Origin of the sequence: Caballeronia sp. dw_19, assembly GCF_018449515.1 — a bacterium.
Lineage (GTDB): Bacteria > Pseudomonadota > Gammaproteobacteria > Burkholderiales > Burkholderiaceae > Caballeronia.
Window position 1 is genome coordinate 48,615 of record NZ_JAAVUQ010000001.1, and the last position, 15,299, is coordinate 63,913.

The 15,299-nt window shown below is 61.4% G+C and carries 13 protein-coding genes; 4 read left to right on the forward strand and 9 right to left on the reverse strand.

Annotated features, from left to right (window positions below; genetic code table 11):
* Positions 1-36: 36 nt before the first annotated feature.
* From HB376_RS00185 to HB376_RS00195, 3 genes are all read right to left on the reverse strand, one after another.
* Positions 37-960: an ABC transporter substrate-binding protein gene (locus tag HB376_RS00185; protein WP_255631117.1), complete on the reverse strand. Its 924-nt coding sequence runs from the start codon at positions 958-960 to the stop codon at positions 37-39.
* Between the two features lie 107 nt (positions 961-1,067).
* A complete protein-coding gene (locus tag HB376_RS00190) occupies positions 1,068-2,096 on the reverse strand; it encodes an ABC transporter permease (RefSeq protein WP_158934560.1) in 1,029 nt (342 codons plus the stop codon).
* Positions 2,089-3,594, reverse strand: a complete 1,506-nt coding sequence (locus HB376_RS00195; RefSeq protein ID WP_213761868.1) for a sugar ABC transporter ATP-binding protein — start codon at positions 3,592-3,594, stop codon at positions 2,089-2,091. The genes HB376_RS00190 and HB376_RS00195 overlap by 8 nt, the downstream gene beginning before the upstream one ends.
* Before the next feature lie 349 nt (positions 3,595-3,943).
* Between HB376_RS00195 and HB376_RS00200 the strand changes: the two genes are divergently transcribed.
* Both HB376_RS00200 and HB376_RS00205 read left to right on the forward strand, forming a co-directional pair.
* Entirely contained in the window at positions 3,944-4,624 is a 681-nt protein-coding gene (locus HB376_RS00200; RefSeq protein ID WP_213761869.1) for an FCD domain-containing protein, read from the forward strand.
* A 355-nt stretch (positions 4,625-4,979) separates the two neighbouring features.
* A complete protein-coding gene (locus HB376_RS00205) occupies positions 4,980-7,181 on the forward strand; it encodes a TonB-dependent siderophore receptor (protein ID WP_213761440.1) in 2,202 nt (733 codons plus the stop codon).
* A 400-nt stretch (positions 7,182-7,581) separates the two neighbouring features.
* Here HB376_RS00205 and HB376_RS00210 read toward each other — a convergent pair whose 3' ends face one another.
* The 6 genes from HB376_RS00210 to HB376_RS00235 all read right to left on the reverse strand — a co-directional run bounded on the left by HB376_RS00210 (position 7,582) and on the right by HB376_RS00235 (position 12,880).
* Positions 7,582-9,168, reverse strand: coding sequence for a PepSY-associated TM helix domain-containing protein (locus HB376_RS00210; protein WP_213761441.1), 1,587 nt, complete (start codon positions 9,166-9,168; stop codon positions 7,582-7,584).
* Positions 9,169-9,174: 6 nt separating this feature from the next.
* Positions 9,175-9,483, reverse strand: a complete 309-nt coding sequence (locus HB376_RS00215) for a hypothetical protein (protein WP_213761442.1) — start codon at positions 9,481-9,483, stop codon at positions 9,175-9,177.
* A complete protein-coding gene (locus tag HB376_RS00220) occupies positions 9,480-9,779 on the reverse strand; it encodes a hypothetical protein (RefSeq protein ID WP_213761443.1) in 300 nt (99 codons plus the stop codon). Before HB376_RS00220 ends, HB376_RS00215 begins: the two co-directional genes overlap by 4 nt.
* Positions 9,780-10,349: 570 nt before the next feature.
* Complete coding sequence (locus HB376_RS00225; protein ID WP_213761444.1) at positions 10,350-10,613, reverse strand: hypothetical protein; 264 nt, start codon at positions 10,611-10,613, stop codon at positions 10,350-10,352.
* 108 nt (positions 10,614-10,721) lie between these two features.
* Positions 10,722-11,861: an aromatic ring-hydroxylating dioxygenase subunit alpha gene (locus tag HB376_RS00230; RefSeq protein WP_213761445.1), complete on the reverse strand. Its 1,140-nt coding sequence runs from the start codon at positions 11,859-11,861 to the stop codon at positions 10,722-10,724.
* Positions 11,862-12,244: 383 nt separating this feature from the next.
* The gene (locus tag HB376_RS00235) at positions 12,245-12,880 is read right to left on the reverse strand and encodes a DUF938 domain-containing protein (protein ID WP_213761446.1); all 636 of its coding nucleotides are present in this window, start codon (positions 12,878-12,880) and stop codon (positions 12,245-12,247) included.
* 594 nt (positions 12,881-13,474) lie between these two features.
* Between HB376_RS00235 and HB376_RS00240 the strand changes: the two genes are divergently transcribed.
* Together HB376_RS00240 and HB376_RS00245 are read left to right on the forward strand one after the other, a co-directional pair.
* Complete coding sequence (locus tag HB376_RS00240; RefSeq protein WP_213761447.1) at positions 13,475-14,041, forward strand: ankyrin repeat domain-containing protein; 567 nt, start codon at positions 13,475-13,477, stop codon at positions 14,039-14,041.
* 179 nt (positions 14,042-14,220) lie between these two features.
* Positions 14,221-15,294 (forward strand): PRC-barrel domain-containing protein, encoded by a 1,074-nt coding sequence (locus HB376_RS00245; RefSeq protein ID WP_255631086.1) that lies wholly within the window; start codon positions 14,221-14,223, stop codon positions 15,292-15,294.
* Positions 15,295-15,299 lie beyond the last annotated feature (5 nt).

The window sequence follows — 15,299 nt, forward strand, 5'->3', positions numbered from 1 at the left end:
GCGTAGCCCTTAACCAAGGGCAGTGATCAACAACGCTCAATACAGCACGTTCTTCGCCGCCGGCTGATCAATATTCTCTTTATCGACCATGACGACACCCGTATCGACAAACTTCGGCGGGGCCTTCTTCTCAATCACGCCAATCACCGTCTGAATGCCCTTATAGCCCATCTGATACGAGCCTTGCACCGCGATAGCCTGGATCGTTCCGTCCTTCACGAAGTTCTGCAGATCCGAATTACCGTCGAATCCAACCGCAATCACTTTACCCGCCTTGCCCGACTGGGCCAGCGCACGTCCCATCCCCACGGCCGTCGGCTCGTTCGCCCCGAAAATTCCCTTCAGATCAGGATTGGCGGCCAGCACGTCAGTCGTCTGATTCAACGCGTTCGCCATTTGCGACTGCGAGTAATACGGACCGACCACCTGCAACTTCGAATGCGCCGTCAGATACTTGCGGAACCCGCCCACGCGCCCCACCTCGGACCCCGCACCAGCCACATACGACATCAACGCAATCTTGCCCGTCTGCCCCACCCGCGCGATCAACGCCTGAGCGCACATCTCGCCGGCCTTTTCGTTGTCGGTGGACAGGAAAGCCTGGTAATACGGCTTGCCCGAATCAGACAGGGCCGAATCAATGATCACCACCGGAATATGCGCTTCCCATGCCTTCTTCACGGCCGGCACCAGCGCGTCCGGGTCGGACGCCGCCAGCACGATGCCCGCGACTTTCCGGTTCACCGCGTTCTCGACCATGTTCACTTCGGCGGCTATGTCGGATTCGGCGGCCGGGCCCTGGAAGGTCATCGTGTAACCCTTCTCCGCGGCCATGGCTGCGGTCGCGCCCTTGTTGACGTTTTGCCAGTAGTTCGAATCGGCACTCTTCACGATCACGGCAATCTCGCCACCCGCTGCAAACGCGCTGCTCGCAGCGACGGCAAGCACAGCGGTAAACATCGCCTTCGTAGTCAGTTTCATGTCTCGCTCCTGTTGATTTTGTAAGACCCCGTGGGACCCTTGCTCTCGTCTAAAAACGCGAACGCTCGAGGCGCGTTCGATGAAACTCATCTCCGGTTACGGATCTGGTCAATCCAAACCGTCCCCAGGATAACCAGGCCGATGATGATCTGCTGGATGAAACTCGATACCCCGTTCATGTTCAGCCCGTTGCGCAAAATGCCGATCACGAACGCGCCAATCGCCGTGCCGGAGATCGTGCCAACGCCGCCCATCAGCGACGTGCCGCCAATCACCGCGCTCGCGATGGCATCGAGTTCGTACATCACGCCTTCGTTCGGCTGCGCCGTGACCAGTCGCGACATCAGCACGCAGCCGGTCAGCCCCGCAAGCGCGCCGGACAGCACGTAGGTAAACAGCTTCACGCGATTCACGTTCACGCCGGACAGCCGCGCCGCTTCCGCATTCGATCCGACCGCGTAAATGTGCCGCCCGAGCGAGGTGCGGCTGAGCATGATAGCGACCAGCACCGCCAGCACGACCATGATGATCACGGGATACGGAATACCCGGAAACACGATGTCGGGAAACCCGTCCGAGCCCATGCGGACCACGCGAAAGAGCGAGCCGTTGCCGAGTTCGGCGAACGAATCGCCGAGTCCCGAGACCGGCCGCGCGCCGGTAATCTGCAACGCCACGCCGCGCGCAACGAGCATCATGCCCAGCGTCGCGATGAACGGCGGCAAGCCCATGCGCGTGACGAACAAGCCGTTGAATGCGCCGCAGATCGCGCCCACGACCACACCGCCGAGCATGCCGATAGGCACGGGCACGCCGGCTTTCACGAGCATCGCGGCGGCCACACCCGACAGCGCGAGCACTGACCCGACTGACAAGTCGATACCGCCGGTGATGATCACGCACGTCGCGCCGATCCCGAGATAAGCGATGGACGTCACCTGCAGCGCCACGGTCATGCCGTTGCCAAGCGACATGAACGCATTGCTGGTCGCCGAGAACACGACCACGAGCATCACCAGGCTTCCCAGTGCCGCGAACTTCTGGATCAGGTCCTTGCGGCGTTCACGGGCGCGGGCACGGTCGGCGTGCGCCGGGTCGGTAGTCATCTCAAGCATGGGCGATCCGTCCTGATGCGTAGTGCATGATTTCTTCCTGATTGGTTTTACGGGTCTCGAGCACGCCCGCTATCTGGCCTTCATGAAACACGGCCACGCGATCCGTCATGCCCATGATTTCGGGCAACTCCGAGCTGATCAATACAACGCCGATACCCTGCGCCGCGAGCCGGTCCATGAGTTCATAGATCGCGTATTTCGCACCGACGTCGATGCCGCGCGTGGGTTCATCGAAGAACAGGATCTTCGATTCGCGGAACAGCCATTTGCTGATCACGACTTTTTGCTGATTGCCGCCCGAAAGATTGCGCGTGATCTGGTTCACGCTCGGCGTACGAATGCCCAGTGCATCGATATATTTGCGCGCGACCTTCGCCTCCTCGTCGAAGCGGATAAAACCGCCCGCGCCCGATACGGCTTCCATGTTCGCGAGCGTGATGTTCTTCGCGACCGTCATCTGCAACGCAAGACCGTTGCCCTTGCGATCTTCCGATAGATACGCAATGCCGTTGCGGATCGCGTCGATGGGCGAATGGATCGAAAGCAGCTTGCCCTGCAACTGGACTTCGCCCGCCTCCACCGGATCGGCGCCGAACACCGCGCGCGCCACTTCAGTGCGCCCCGAGCCCATCAATCCCGCAAACCCCAGGATTTCCCCGCGACGCAATTCAAAGCTCACCGGTCCGAACACATCGCGACGCTTGAGGCCATTGACGCTTAGTAGTACTTCATCCGTCGGCTTTGATTTGCGTTCGGGAAAGACATCGTCCAGATCGCGGCCAACCATATGCGAGACCACTTGCTCGATGGTGGTGGCAGCGAAGTCATCGGTGGAAATGGTGCGGCCGTCACGCAGCACAGTGACGCGATCGGCGATCTCGGCCAGCTCGTCCAGCCGATGCGAGATATAGACAATGCCCACACCCGCCGCACGCAACTCCTTGATGATCCGGAACAAATGCACGGTCTCGGATTCGGTCAGCGACGACGTGGGTTCATCCATGATCAAGAGGCGCGCGTTGAGCGACAGCGCCTTGGCGATCTCGATCATCTGCTGCTGGGCGACCGACAACGATCCAACCAGCGTGCGCGGTTTCAGCGGCAGGCCGATGCGATCGAGCGCCGTCTGTGAATCAGCGGCGAGACGCGCCCGGTCGATGAAAAATCCGCGCTTCGGCTCGCGCGCCAGAAAGATATTTTCCGCGATGGACAAATGCGGGATCAGGTTCAGTTCCTGATGAATGATCGCGATGCCCGCAGCCTGCGCTTCGAGCGTGGATGCGAAATGGTGCTCGCGGCCGTCGATGTAGATGTCGCCCTCATCCGGCCGATATTGGCCGCTGACGATCTTCATGAGCGTCGACTTGCCCGCGCCGTTTTCGCCGCAAATGGCGTGCACTTCGCCCGCGCGCACGTCGAAACTGACGTTCTGCAGCGCGATCACGCCAGGAAAACGCTTGCCGACGCTGTTCAGCCGCAGCAAGGGCTCGTCCGGCATGGCGTGCGGGCGCTCAGTATGCGGCGCAATATCCGGCGCGCCCTGTTCGGCTGCCACGTTCATTGCTGGGCCTCGTCGACTCGTATGAGCATTTGCACCGGCGTTGTCTCCTCGGCGGGGTCTCTGATTCTGGGGTGGCGCCAATCACCGTTCTGGCACCAAGTGGTCAAGCCAATTTTTCTGCTTCATCACGTGGCCTTACCTGTTCCGAATGATAATGGCGTTAGGCCCACTCTGGAATCGCGGTATTTACCCTTATATTCATCGGCATGCCGGTCAAGCGATCCTGAAAGCAATTGGTCAAGCCACCTTACACTCCGATCCCTGCCGGACACTCATGACGATATCTGTGAAACCGATTGAAACGCGACGGCTGTATCAGACCATCGCCGACCAGATCAATACGCTGATCCGCCTCGGCAGCTTCCAGGCGGGGACGCGCTTGCCGCCGGAACGCGAGCTTGCACAGCAGTTGGGCGTGTCGCGGCCATCGTTGCGGGAGGCGTTGATTGCGTTGGAAATTCGCGGTCAAGTCGAGATCCGGATGGGCTCGGGCGTGTATGTGTGCGACGGCAACACCGAAGAGCCGCCGCTAACCTCCATGGGCGAGAGTCCTACCGAGTTGATGCAGGCGCGTGCGGCGATCGAGGGATGCGTGATCGTGCTGGCTTGCACGCGGCTGACACCGGACGGAATGGGCAGGCTGCAAAAGAGCGTGGAGTCGATGCGTGACCTGATCGCGGAAGGACGCTCGCCGCTGGAACCGGACCGGCAGTTTCATATGACGCTAGCTGAAATTGCGGGGAATTCGGTGCTGACACGGCTGGTCGGCGAGTTATTCGATGGCCGTAACGACCCGATCGCCGCCAAGGTGAGCGGACTGGCAGAAAACATCACGACATGGGGCGTCGCGCTCTCCGAGCACGAGCGGATCCTGAGGACGCTGGAAGCGCGCGATCCTATCGCCGCGCAGGCCGCCATGCGGTCGCATTTGAAGGCATCGGAAGAACGGTGGGTCGGCGGAGTTTAAGGGGCTGGATCAACCGTATCGTTCGCACAGAAACGCCCAACAGCACCCAACCCCATTACTCGGCCGTCAACGGCCCCTCTTTCCCCGCCTTTCCCAGTAAGCCTCCCCGGTCACACCGCAGTGTTATTGTTATTGAAACTACAAATGATAACGATTCGCATTCGTGTATAATCCGTCAGCCAGTTCTTAGCTCCCTGTAATTTGTCGATCGGCTACAAGACCGAAATGTCGCGCGTGACGGCATCGCTTGCCTGATGGCGCCACGCGCGCGATTTCCGACAGTCCGCTACTTATCTGCAACTCGCCTGCTCGCCCTCACTCCGCAACCGCTTCGCGTGCCAACTATCTAATCGCCATGTCTATTTTTACCGGTTCATCGTCCGTCCGACCGTTATCCAATGCCGTTCGCCTCGCGTTCCTCTACGCGGCGCTCCCCCTGACAATCGGCGTAACCTCCACCGCCCGGGCACAGACCGCTTCGCCCGAGGCGACGGAAAACGTATTGCCCGCAGTGAAGGTTCAGGCGGCCAAGGAACCGCTGCCGGGTGATTTCGCCCCCGCCTACGACGGCGGCCAGATCGCGCGCGGTGCAAAGTTCGGAGTGCTTGGCAATCAAGAAATGATCAACGTGCCTTTCAGCATGACGAGTTACACGTCGAAGGCGATCGAAGATCAACAAGCGCATTCGGTCGGCGAACTCTTGTCGCATGATCCCGGCGTTCGTCCAGCCTTCGGGTTTGGCAACTTTTCAGAAGTTTTCGTCATTCGCGGCTTTCAACTGACCGGGGACGACGTCTCGTTGAATGGCCTGTACGGCATCACGCCGCGCCAGCTGGTAGCAACCGAAGTGCTGGAACGCGTTGACGTATTCAAAGGCGCCAACGCTTTTCTGAACGGCGCGTCGCCGACCGGTTCCGCAGTGGGCGGCGGCATCAATCTGGAACTGAAACGCGCAGACGACAAACCGCTGACGCGCGTGACGGTCGAAGGCAGCGGTTCAGGCCAACTGGGAACGCACGTCGATGTCGGCCGCCGCTTCGGCGACGAAGGACAGTTCGGCATTCGCGTGAATAGCGCGATCCTCGGCGGCGAAACCAGTATCGACGATGAATTCCGCCACAACACGTCAACTGCCGTCTCGCTTGACTATCGCGGCGACAAGGTGCGTTTGTATGGCGATTTTCTCTACCAGCGCAGGAATATCGATCAAGGACGCTCGACGGTTTCCGTGACCGGCGATCAGGTGCCAACGGTCCCGTCCGCTGCGAACAATTTTGCTCAGCCCTGGACGCAAAGCACGCTCGAAGACACAGTCGGTATCGCGCGGGCCGAATACGACTTCGCGCCCGCGTGGACGGCGTATGCAAGCGGCGGCATCCATCGCTCGCACGAGGACGGCACGTACTCGTCGCCGACCTTCGATTCCATTGCCGGCACGACCGCGACGCGCGGCGACATCTTGCGCACCACCGATGCGTTGTCCGCCGAAGCCGGCGTACGCGGGCACTTCTCCACCGGGCCAGTCACCCACTTGGTCAGCGCGGGTTTCGCGATCACGACGCTAGAGGATCGTGAAGCGTTCGCGTTCAGCGGCTCGTTCCCGACAAGCCTCTATGGCGGAGGCATCGTGCCCGAGCCTGCGGCAAATGGTTTTGTCGCAGGAAGTTTCGCCGATCCCGGTCTTGCCGACCAGATCCTGACGCGCAGCGTGGCCATCTCCGACACGCTCGGTTTCCTGAACGATCGCGTCCTGTTCACGATCGGCGCGCGCCATCAGCAGTTGCACCAGAACAACTTCACGGTCGGCACCGACACCATCTCGTCATCGTTCGACCAGTCGATCACGACCCCCATCTTCGGGCTCGTCGTGAAGCCGACGAACAATATCGCGTTGTTTGCGAACCGCAGCGAATCGCTGAGCGCCGGGCAGAGTGCGCCTTTCGGCGCGGCCAACGTGGGCCAGACGCTTTCGCCGAACAGGACGAAGCAATACGAAGTGGGCGCGAAGTACGATTCGAATCACTTCGGCGCGACGCTGTCGGCGTTCCAGATCGAACAGCCGTCCGTCTACACCGACAGCGCGACCAATCTGTTCGGCGCCAACGGCACGCAGCGTCATCGTGGTATTGAGTTGTCGGTGTATGGCCAGCCGCTGCAAGGCGTGCGCGTGCTCGCGGGCGCGACGCTGATCAACGCCAAGCAACTCGACACGGACGGAGGAGCCACCGACGGCTTGCGCCCGGTGGGCGTACCGAGCTATCTGTTCAACGTCGGTGCGGAATACGATCTTCCGATGCTGCCCGGCGTCACGGTCAATGCCGCGTGGATCCACACGAGCAACCAGTATCTCGACGCGCAGAACAAGCTGCCGATCCCGGCCTGGGACCGTTTCGATCTCGGCGCGCGCTACACGACGAGCGTCCTGAAACACGTCACCACGTTCCGTGCGACCGTGGAAAACGTGACGAACAAGGCTTACTGGGCCTCGGCGACCGGCGCATACCTGACGCAGGGGAGACCGCGTACGCTGCTGCTTTCGATGACCACGGACTTCTGAAAACGGAACGCGCAGTGGACCGGTTTTGTCGGCGTGCCGGAGAGGCCGTCGTCCGTCTCTTCTCCCCGAGGAGAGTCAGTCAAAGCGGTCCCGACGCGCCTGTTCGTTGGACGCACGGCCTACCGGTTGTGACGTGAAAGCGCGGTCGGCGGCCATGCAATGAAGAGACGGATGTAAGACAGCGTGACGTAGCGAACAGTGTCTTGCACCCTCCTAAGCATGGTCGAGCATGGGATATTGCCTTGGCACAGCACTCGGTTCTGCTCGGGTCTGAAAGCGGTGTCGATCAAACCGCAGCGATAGAAAATCAGCCTCATGCCTCAAGCGCATCGCCTTGCCGAGCGGCGACAATCTGCATTCGCCCCCTTCCGGTACCAGACAAAGCCCCACGCAAAACCCATCATCGCGCACGAGCGGAATATCCCCATACGCTATCCTGCCGCCCTGTCGCAGCCCGCTTCGCGGTTGCCCGCAGCATCCAGGCAAAACACGCGGCGCCTATCAGCGCACATATATCCACCCCGGCCGCCGCAGGCTCAAACCACAGCCCCGTGGCGGGAAAAAGCCAGCCTGCAACTGAAGCCAGCGGCACCAGCAAAGTGGCGCCCGTTGCCAGCGCCAAAAGCTCGACCGATCCCCGCGCTCCGCCTCGCACGAACGACCACGCAATACTCGCCAGGAACACCGTGTAATAAATCCGGGCGTGCCACGCCGATAAATCCGCCACGCGGCCATGCAACAACTTCCCCGCTGCGAGCGTCGCGGAAATACCGGCCACGCAACCCAGCGTCACGCCAACAGTCAGCGCTGCCATGAAGTAGGTCGCAGGCCGTTGCTTGACTACGCCGGCACCCCGTTCGAGCTTCCGGCGACTCTCGATCCAAAGCAAATTGCCCGAATAGAACAAGAACGCGCCGGCCAGGCCGAGAAAGAAATAACCCCATTGAATCGGCTCGCCACCATAACTGCCGAAGTGCAACGCGAAAAATGCGCTGGTGGCGGCGGACCACGCGTTCCCATCGGCGGCACCGGGCAGGAATTGAGCATTCAGAAAGCGCCCGGTCACCGGATCCAGCAGCGCAAATCCTCCACTGCGCGCCAGATAACGCGGATCATCGCCACTCACCAATACCGTCGCGCCCGGTGCCCCCGCTCCCCGATAACTCAATTCCACCGGCTCGAATTCCGGCGCGTGCTGCTTCACCGCGGCCACTATCTGAAGCGGTGAGACAAGCGTCACGGAACCGCCCGGCACAACTGGCGCCTTCGCGTAATACGGGTTCTGGGCCTGCACGGTGGCGCTGAGCGTGCCGCCATAGATCACGCGATCCTGCACCGCAAAAATGGTGTCGCTCAGCCCGAACGCGACAACCGATAACGCCATCACCACATGAAACGGCAAGCTCAGAATGCCCACGACGTTGTGCGCATCGAGCCACATCCGCTTGAGATTCTTACCCACGCGTAACGCAAACAGATCCTTGATCAGGCTCGGCAGCAGCACGATCACACCGGACACCAGCGCGAGCCCGTAAAGCAGCGACACCACGGCCATCACGCTCATGCCGACATCGAAACCGCCTGGAATGCCGGCGGTCATATGCAGGATATCGATGAAACTTGCTGCGTTTGACGCGCCGCGCGCATGCGTTTCGAGCTTGCCGGTAGCATCATCGAGCGTGGCGGTGAAACGCTGCGGCTTGCCGGGCTCGCGCCACGAAAGACTGGCCGCGCCCGCAGGTTCGATCCGCAAGGTGAACTGGCGCCGTGCCGCCGGATGCTCAGCCAGCGTCTGCTCGATAACGGCCGGCGCCTGAGCCAGCGGGAAAACCTCGGCATGCGCGGCCGGCGGCGTGACCCACTCGTTCAGCGTGTCCTTGAACATGGTCACCGCACCGGCATAGAACGCGATAAAAAGCGCAAGACCGGCAACAATGCCCGTCCACGTGTGAACCGTCTTGTAGACGCGGATGACGTCGCTGCGCATGGAGGGTTATCGAATGAAAAAATGACGGGCGAGCGCGAGCATCGCGAAACCGAGCGCGTTCACGGCGGCCAGGGCGATCCAGGCGCGCCGTCCGCTGCGGAATACAAAGCTGCCGCTCATCACGCCGATCCAGACGGGCGGCACGAGCCACATCGCGACCTGGAATTTGTTCTGCTCATCGAGGGCGCCGGGTGTCAGGCACGCCAGCAGTCCGCTCGCCGCAATCGCAAGCCCGAACCCACCGATCACCCCTGCCAGCGTTTTCGACAGCCAGTCCCGCGATAACGTCTCGCGCCGCCCGGTCTTCAATGTCACCTCGAAGCGCCACGTAGCCGCGTCCGCTCGAGTAGTACGCCGATAAGTACACCAATAAACGGGCACGCGGTCAGGCACGCCATCGCCGCAGTGAACACGATGGCAAGCGAGGTGGCGGGATGTAGCCCGCTCGCGCCGATAACAAACGCCGCGACGCTGAAAACCGCCGCGAGCGTTCTAAAAAGCCGCGGTGGCAACGGCGCGCGCAGCCAGCGCTGACCGGGCGCGGCGAGATAAAACGCGAGTGCGCCGGCGATCGCGAACAATACGGATCCCGGCGTGGAAAAGTCTTGCATGGAGCGCGAGAGAGGGTCTGTCTCAATCCTCGAAATTGGATTGAGATATGTTATTGAGAATCATTATCATACAGAATTTTGTGACGTGCAGGGACATCGGCGTCTTTCATGGAGTTCGCCGCCTCATCGGGACGATCAACTTGCCTTCGTACGAACGGGTCTTCAGTATGAAAACGGCCCGCTTGAAAGCGGGCCGCGAATAACCAAAACATGCTGCGAAAAGCTGGGGATCTGGAAGCGCCGAGGAAAAATCAAACGGGCGGACGTTTGAACGCACCCGTTTGCAGCCCTTGTGGCACTTTCATTACTTCCGTCACTTCCCTTACTTCCATTACTGCCGCTTGGACGCCTCCTTCTTCACTTTCTTCGCTTCTTTCTTTTCTTTCGGCGATTTGACAGCGACCTTCTTCTCGGTTTTCTTCGCGTCCTGGCTCTTGCTCATGATGTGCTCCGTGGTTGACCTTGCATTATTGCCCGAGCCGTTGCGATTTGGGAACGTAGGGGACATAAAAATGCGTCACCGGGACTTGCTGCGCGACTCGGGGTTAAAACGAAAACAAGCGAAAACGCTTAATCGATCTTCGAGCGTAATTCTTGAGCGCTCACCCGCAGCGCCTGATAGCCGGAACGCGCATGCTCCGGCAAATCCGGGTCGCCGATAAGCGTGCCCAGCGTCTCGATCACGCTATAGAGAATGCCCTTGGCCGCGCCTGCAGCCATGACACCCGATGCGTAGGATTGATCGACGTGGCTGATGGCGGCATCGAAGTGGTCCTGTTCGGGGGGCGCGTTCGCCGCCGGCTTGACCGGGTTCTCTGTCGAGTTGGGTTCCATGATGGTCGACCTCTTCTGGTTAATACTTCATGACTGCGACGTCTTGACTAAGACGTTGTTACTGCGGCATTTCGTCGTGTGCGCGACTCAATCGAGATTAGTCGATTATCAGTCACTGATCGGCTGGATCATATGCACACGACGCTCCGTCGCGGGTTCTCGAACCGGCGCGCCGCATTCGGTCAGCAGCGAACGCAGTTCAAGGATAACCGGGAAAACCTCGTGGTTATGATCGGCGCCTTGCCGGTCATGCGCTTCCTGCTCGCGCTCCACGATCCACCGGTCCTCCTTGAAGATACGCTCGGTGAACCACACCAGCAACGGCCACGCGGCATCAAGAATGCCCGGGATTTTCGGCCGGCGGATGGACAGCAGGCCGAACGTGCGGTTGGTGCGCTGCTCGGCGTCGAGCGGCACATACGCGATCCACAGATCCATCACCATCGTCTGGTCCTTGGTGCGGATCCTGAGCGTCTGGTACGGATATTCCGTGCGAATGGTCATCACGTCTTTGTGATTGTCGTTGGGCTTGGTGCCGCGTTTCTGACTGAACACCAGCGCCTCGCCGATCGGCTGCTTGCCCTCTTCGCGCGCGAACGTGTAGTTCACTTCCACCCAGTCGTCGCCGCGGCTGCGGCCGACTGAACGCGCCTTCATCTGGCCCATTTGCTTGCGATGCAGGAACTGATGGTTCATGTCCATCAGGTTCTCGTGCATGAAGGTGTAATGGCACTTCACTTCGCGGCCGAAGCGGCGGGTTTTATAGGCTTTGTCGCCGACAGAACCCAGCGCCGGAAACGGCGTGGTCTCGGCGAGCAGCGGGTCGCCGGGGAAAATGAAGATCAGGCCGGCTTCTTCCCGGCACGGATACGAGCGCACACCGTTCGGCAGGCGTTCGCGCCCGAGATACGGAACGTCGATACAACTTCCGGTGCAGTCGTAGGTCCAGCCGTGATAGCAACAACGAATGGCTTCGCCGTCGACCACGCCCGCGTGCAGCGGCACCTGCCGATGCGCGCAGCGGTCTTCCAGTGCGAACACTTTGTCGCTTTCCGTGCGCACGAGTACGACGGGGTCGCCGGCAAAACGGACGCCATGCGCCTTGCCGCGTTTTACTTCCCGCGACCACGCGACCGGATACCAGTGATCGGGATGAATATCGACACGGCGCAGATCGCGCGCCGGCGGTTGAGACTGTTGGGACGGAAGTTCGCTCGAAGCGACGTCCTGTTGCAGTGCTACATGCATGTACGATGCCTCCGCTTGAGGGAATCGGCTAGAAACGGACGAAAAGGACGAAAAAAGTGCTTTGAGAAGACGTTGCAACCAAAGGCCTAACGCAGTCTACACGCCAGACGGCAATTGAGGCGCGACGAGGGGTGGCGGCAGACATCGGACGCGGGCCGGATGGGCGTGCGCAGGGGGGGCGGCAGCTTTTTTTGCGGCACTTCGCCGCTGCGCCGGACGACGTTCTTGCGACGCCTTTTGCGCCGTGCCTACGGTGGCCCTGCACTCTCCATCCACCCGATACGAAACTATCCGGACAGGTTCCTGATCGAATCGCCCTGCGTTGGATCCGCCTGGCCTCGGTGCCTCGATCCGGCGGGCTCGCTCCCGATACATCAGATTCGTCAGATGCCGGTGCGCCTGAATATCAGGCAGAAGTTGTTCGCGGGCATGGGCACGGCTTCTTCCATCCACAAGTCTGCCGCACGCCCGAGCTGCACAACGTCTTCCAGATTCCGAACACCCCAGGCGGGATTGGTGGCCCGAAGCTGCTCATCGAAGGCTTCGTTGCTCGCGGCGGTATGTGCCCCGTCGCGCTTGTAAGGTCCGTACAAAAAGAGCACGCCGTTGCTTGACAGATGCTCGCCGGCTCCCTGGAAAAGCGCAACGGCCGCCGCCCACGGCGCGATATGAATCATGTTGATACAGACGATGGCCGCAAGGGAATCCGGCACGGGCCACGGCGCCGACCGGACATCCAGGGCTACCGGCGCGTTGAGATTGGCGAGTGAAGTGTGCTTGCGCCAGGCGTCGATGGAGGCGCGCGAAGCCGCGTCGGGATCGCTCGGTTGCCAGGTGACGGTGGGCAACGCCGCGGCGAAATGGACCGCATGCTGCCCCGTTCCGCTCGCTATTTCGAGGACCACGCCGGCCTTGGGCAGGACGCGGTTCAGCACATCGAGAATGGGTCCGCGATTACGTTCAGCAGCGGGCGCCACGCGGCGAAGGGTGTCGGGGTTATCGGCGTTATCAGGGCTCACGATGTGTTTCCAGATGAAGTGCTGGCGAGCGTAAGCGCGCGATAGGCACAGGTCAAGCAAAGAGCCGCCGATAACCTCGCAGGCGAGCACGAGGAAAAATTCCAATGGCCGGCGCGTGGACGACCTGCCGATGAACAGCGGAGAAAACAGGCGCAAAGAGATTGCAACGAGGAACGAGCAGCGCCGCTGTGCAAGCCGATAAACCGCCGGTCAAACGGATCAGTCACATTCAGCGACACTAAAGAATGAATGACCATGGGGACGCACCCTTTAGAATGACGCTCCGAACACGCGGTCAGCGCTGACAGGAGAAGGAGCCCGGTCGACCAGACAAGGCGCGATTCCTGCTATCCCGGTGCGGCCTGCCGCCAAACCTGTGTATCCTGACGCACTGATAGAAACCGCAGAAACCACGAACGCCCGCAGGACCATTGCCGTATGCGACTGAACGATACAGCCTGACATCGGACGCTGATCGAAGGTTCCGGCAGTGCCAATCGAACCGAACATCGCCCGACCCGGCGCGCGCCTGCTACCCCTGCATCGAACCGCGGCCGCGCCGCACCCGTCCATGCAACCTTAATGGAGCCTCCCATGCAACCCGATTCACCCGCAGGCATTCCCGGTCAGAGCCCGGAACCCTTGAGCGACGAACTCATCGATTTCGCGAGCGAGGTCTTCGACGTAGCCCGCCGCGGCGACGCCGCCATGCTCGACGCCTTGCTCCATAAAGGCTTGCCACCGAACCTGCGCAACGACAAGGGCGACACGCTGGTGATGCTCGCGAGTTATCACGGCCATGCCGACGCGGTGCGCGTGCTGCTGGAACACAAGGCGGATCCGAACCTGCGCAACGACAACGGCCAGACGCCCATCGCAGGCGCGGCGTTCAAGGGTTACAAACCAGTCATCGAGGTTTTGCTGGAACACGGCGCGGACGTGGAAGGGGCGTCGCCGGACGGACGCACCGCGTTGATGATCGCGGCCATGTTCAATCGCATGGAGATGGTCGAGTTCCTGATCGAGAAAGGTGCAAACCCCGACGCGAAAGACGCGAACGGTTTTACCGCACGCGACGCCGCCGCCAAGATGGGCGCCCCCGACACCGCCGCGCGGCTCGCGCAGGCGACCGAGGCGAAGTCGCGTCCGCCGGGCGTTTGAGCGAAGCCGGACAAAACGAGACGAGACAAAACAAGACGAGACAAAGCGAGACGAGCGCAGCCGCTTCGCGCGCCGTCCGGCAGGTCCGTATCGAACATTATTAACCCCCGCGCCGCCGATACCCCATGCGACGGCGCACGAATTTCGCGAAGGCAGTCCTGCAACATGGAGCTCTTGTGATGAGTGGCGGTTTCCCGCTTCGAGCGTACGAATGGCACTGGCGAACAGTGGCCCGGACGCTTGCAATCCTCCTCGTCCTGGCGGTCATGTCGGGATGCACCCTGTTCCCGCATCAGGCGCCTGCGCCGATCGTCGACTTGTCGACGCCGCAACCGCCGGCCGAGCCGGAAGTCGTGGAGCCGGAAGAGCCGGCGCCGGCGCCGGTCGCTACGCAACCCCCGGCCGAACCGAAAGCCCCGCATCCTGCGCCGAGACGGCGTGTGGTCGTGCCGAAAAAACCGCCACCGCCCCCGCCGCCGCCCGTCGAAGAAAAAGCGCCGCCTGCGCCGCCGCCCCTGCTCACCACGCGCATCATGCAGCACGAGCAAATCCGCGGTTTGCTCGACAGCGAGATCCAGCGCCCGGACGGCAAGGTGATCGGCCGAGCGGTGGACATGTACGCCGATGCCACCGGCAAACCGAAGATCATGATCGTGAACCTGGCGGGTTTCCTGGGTGTGGGAGACCGCAAGGTGACCTTCCCGTGGACCGCGTTCCGGTTCAATCCGGCCACCAAAAAAGCGCCCATCACGTTCGCGATGCCACCGCCCGGCAGCAATGGCGCGTCGAGCGCGGCGAAAGCGAAGGCTCAGGACGCATCGGCGAAACCCGGTTCGGTCAACGACATTGCGCCGACGCTCGCTCAACTTATCGACTCCAATGTCGCGCAGAAAAACGGCGCGCGGATGGGCCGCGTTGTCGACGTGCTGGTCGATGCGCAGGCGCAACCTCAGGCACTCGTGATCGATCTCTCCGATTCCCTCGCCGCCGACAAACGGCAAGTCGCGGCGAACTGGCCCGACCTGCACGTGGTCTCGCGCAACAAGGTAATGCAATTGCAACTGGACTTCACCGACGCACAGATCAAAGCCGCGCCAACGTACTCGCCCGATCAACCGATCAAGATCGTTTCGCCCGTCGTCCCGCTACCGGAACCTGCCGCATCGCCAGAGCCTGCCCCGGCTGCGGCTTCCGGCCCGGAGCCGGCTGCGAAAACCGGCGCGGCGGCCGTTGCGCGCCCCTCGAAACAATGAGGACG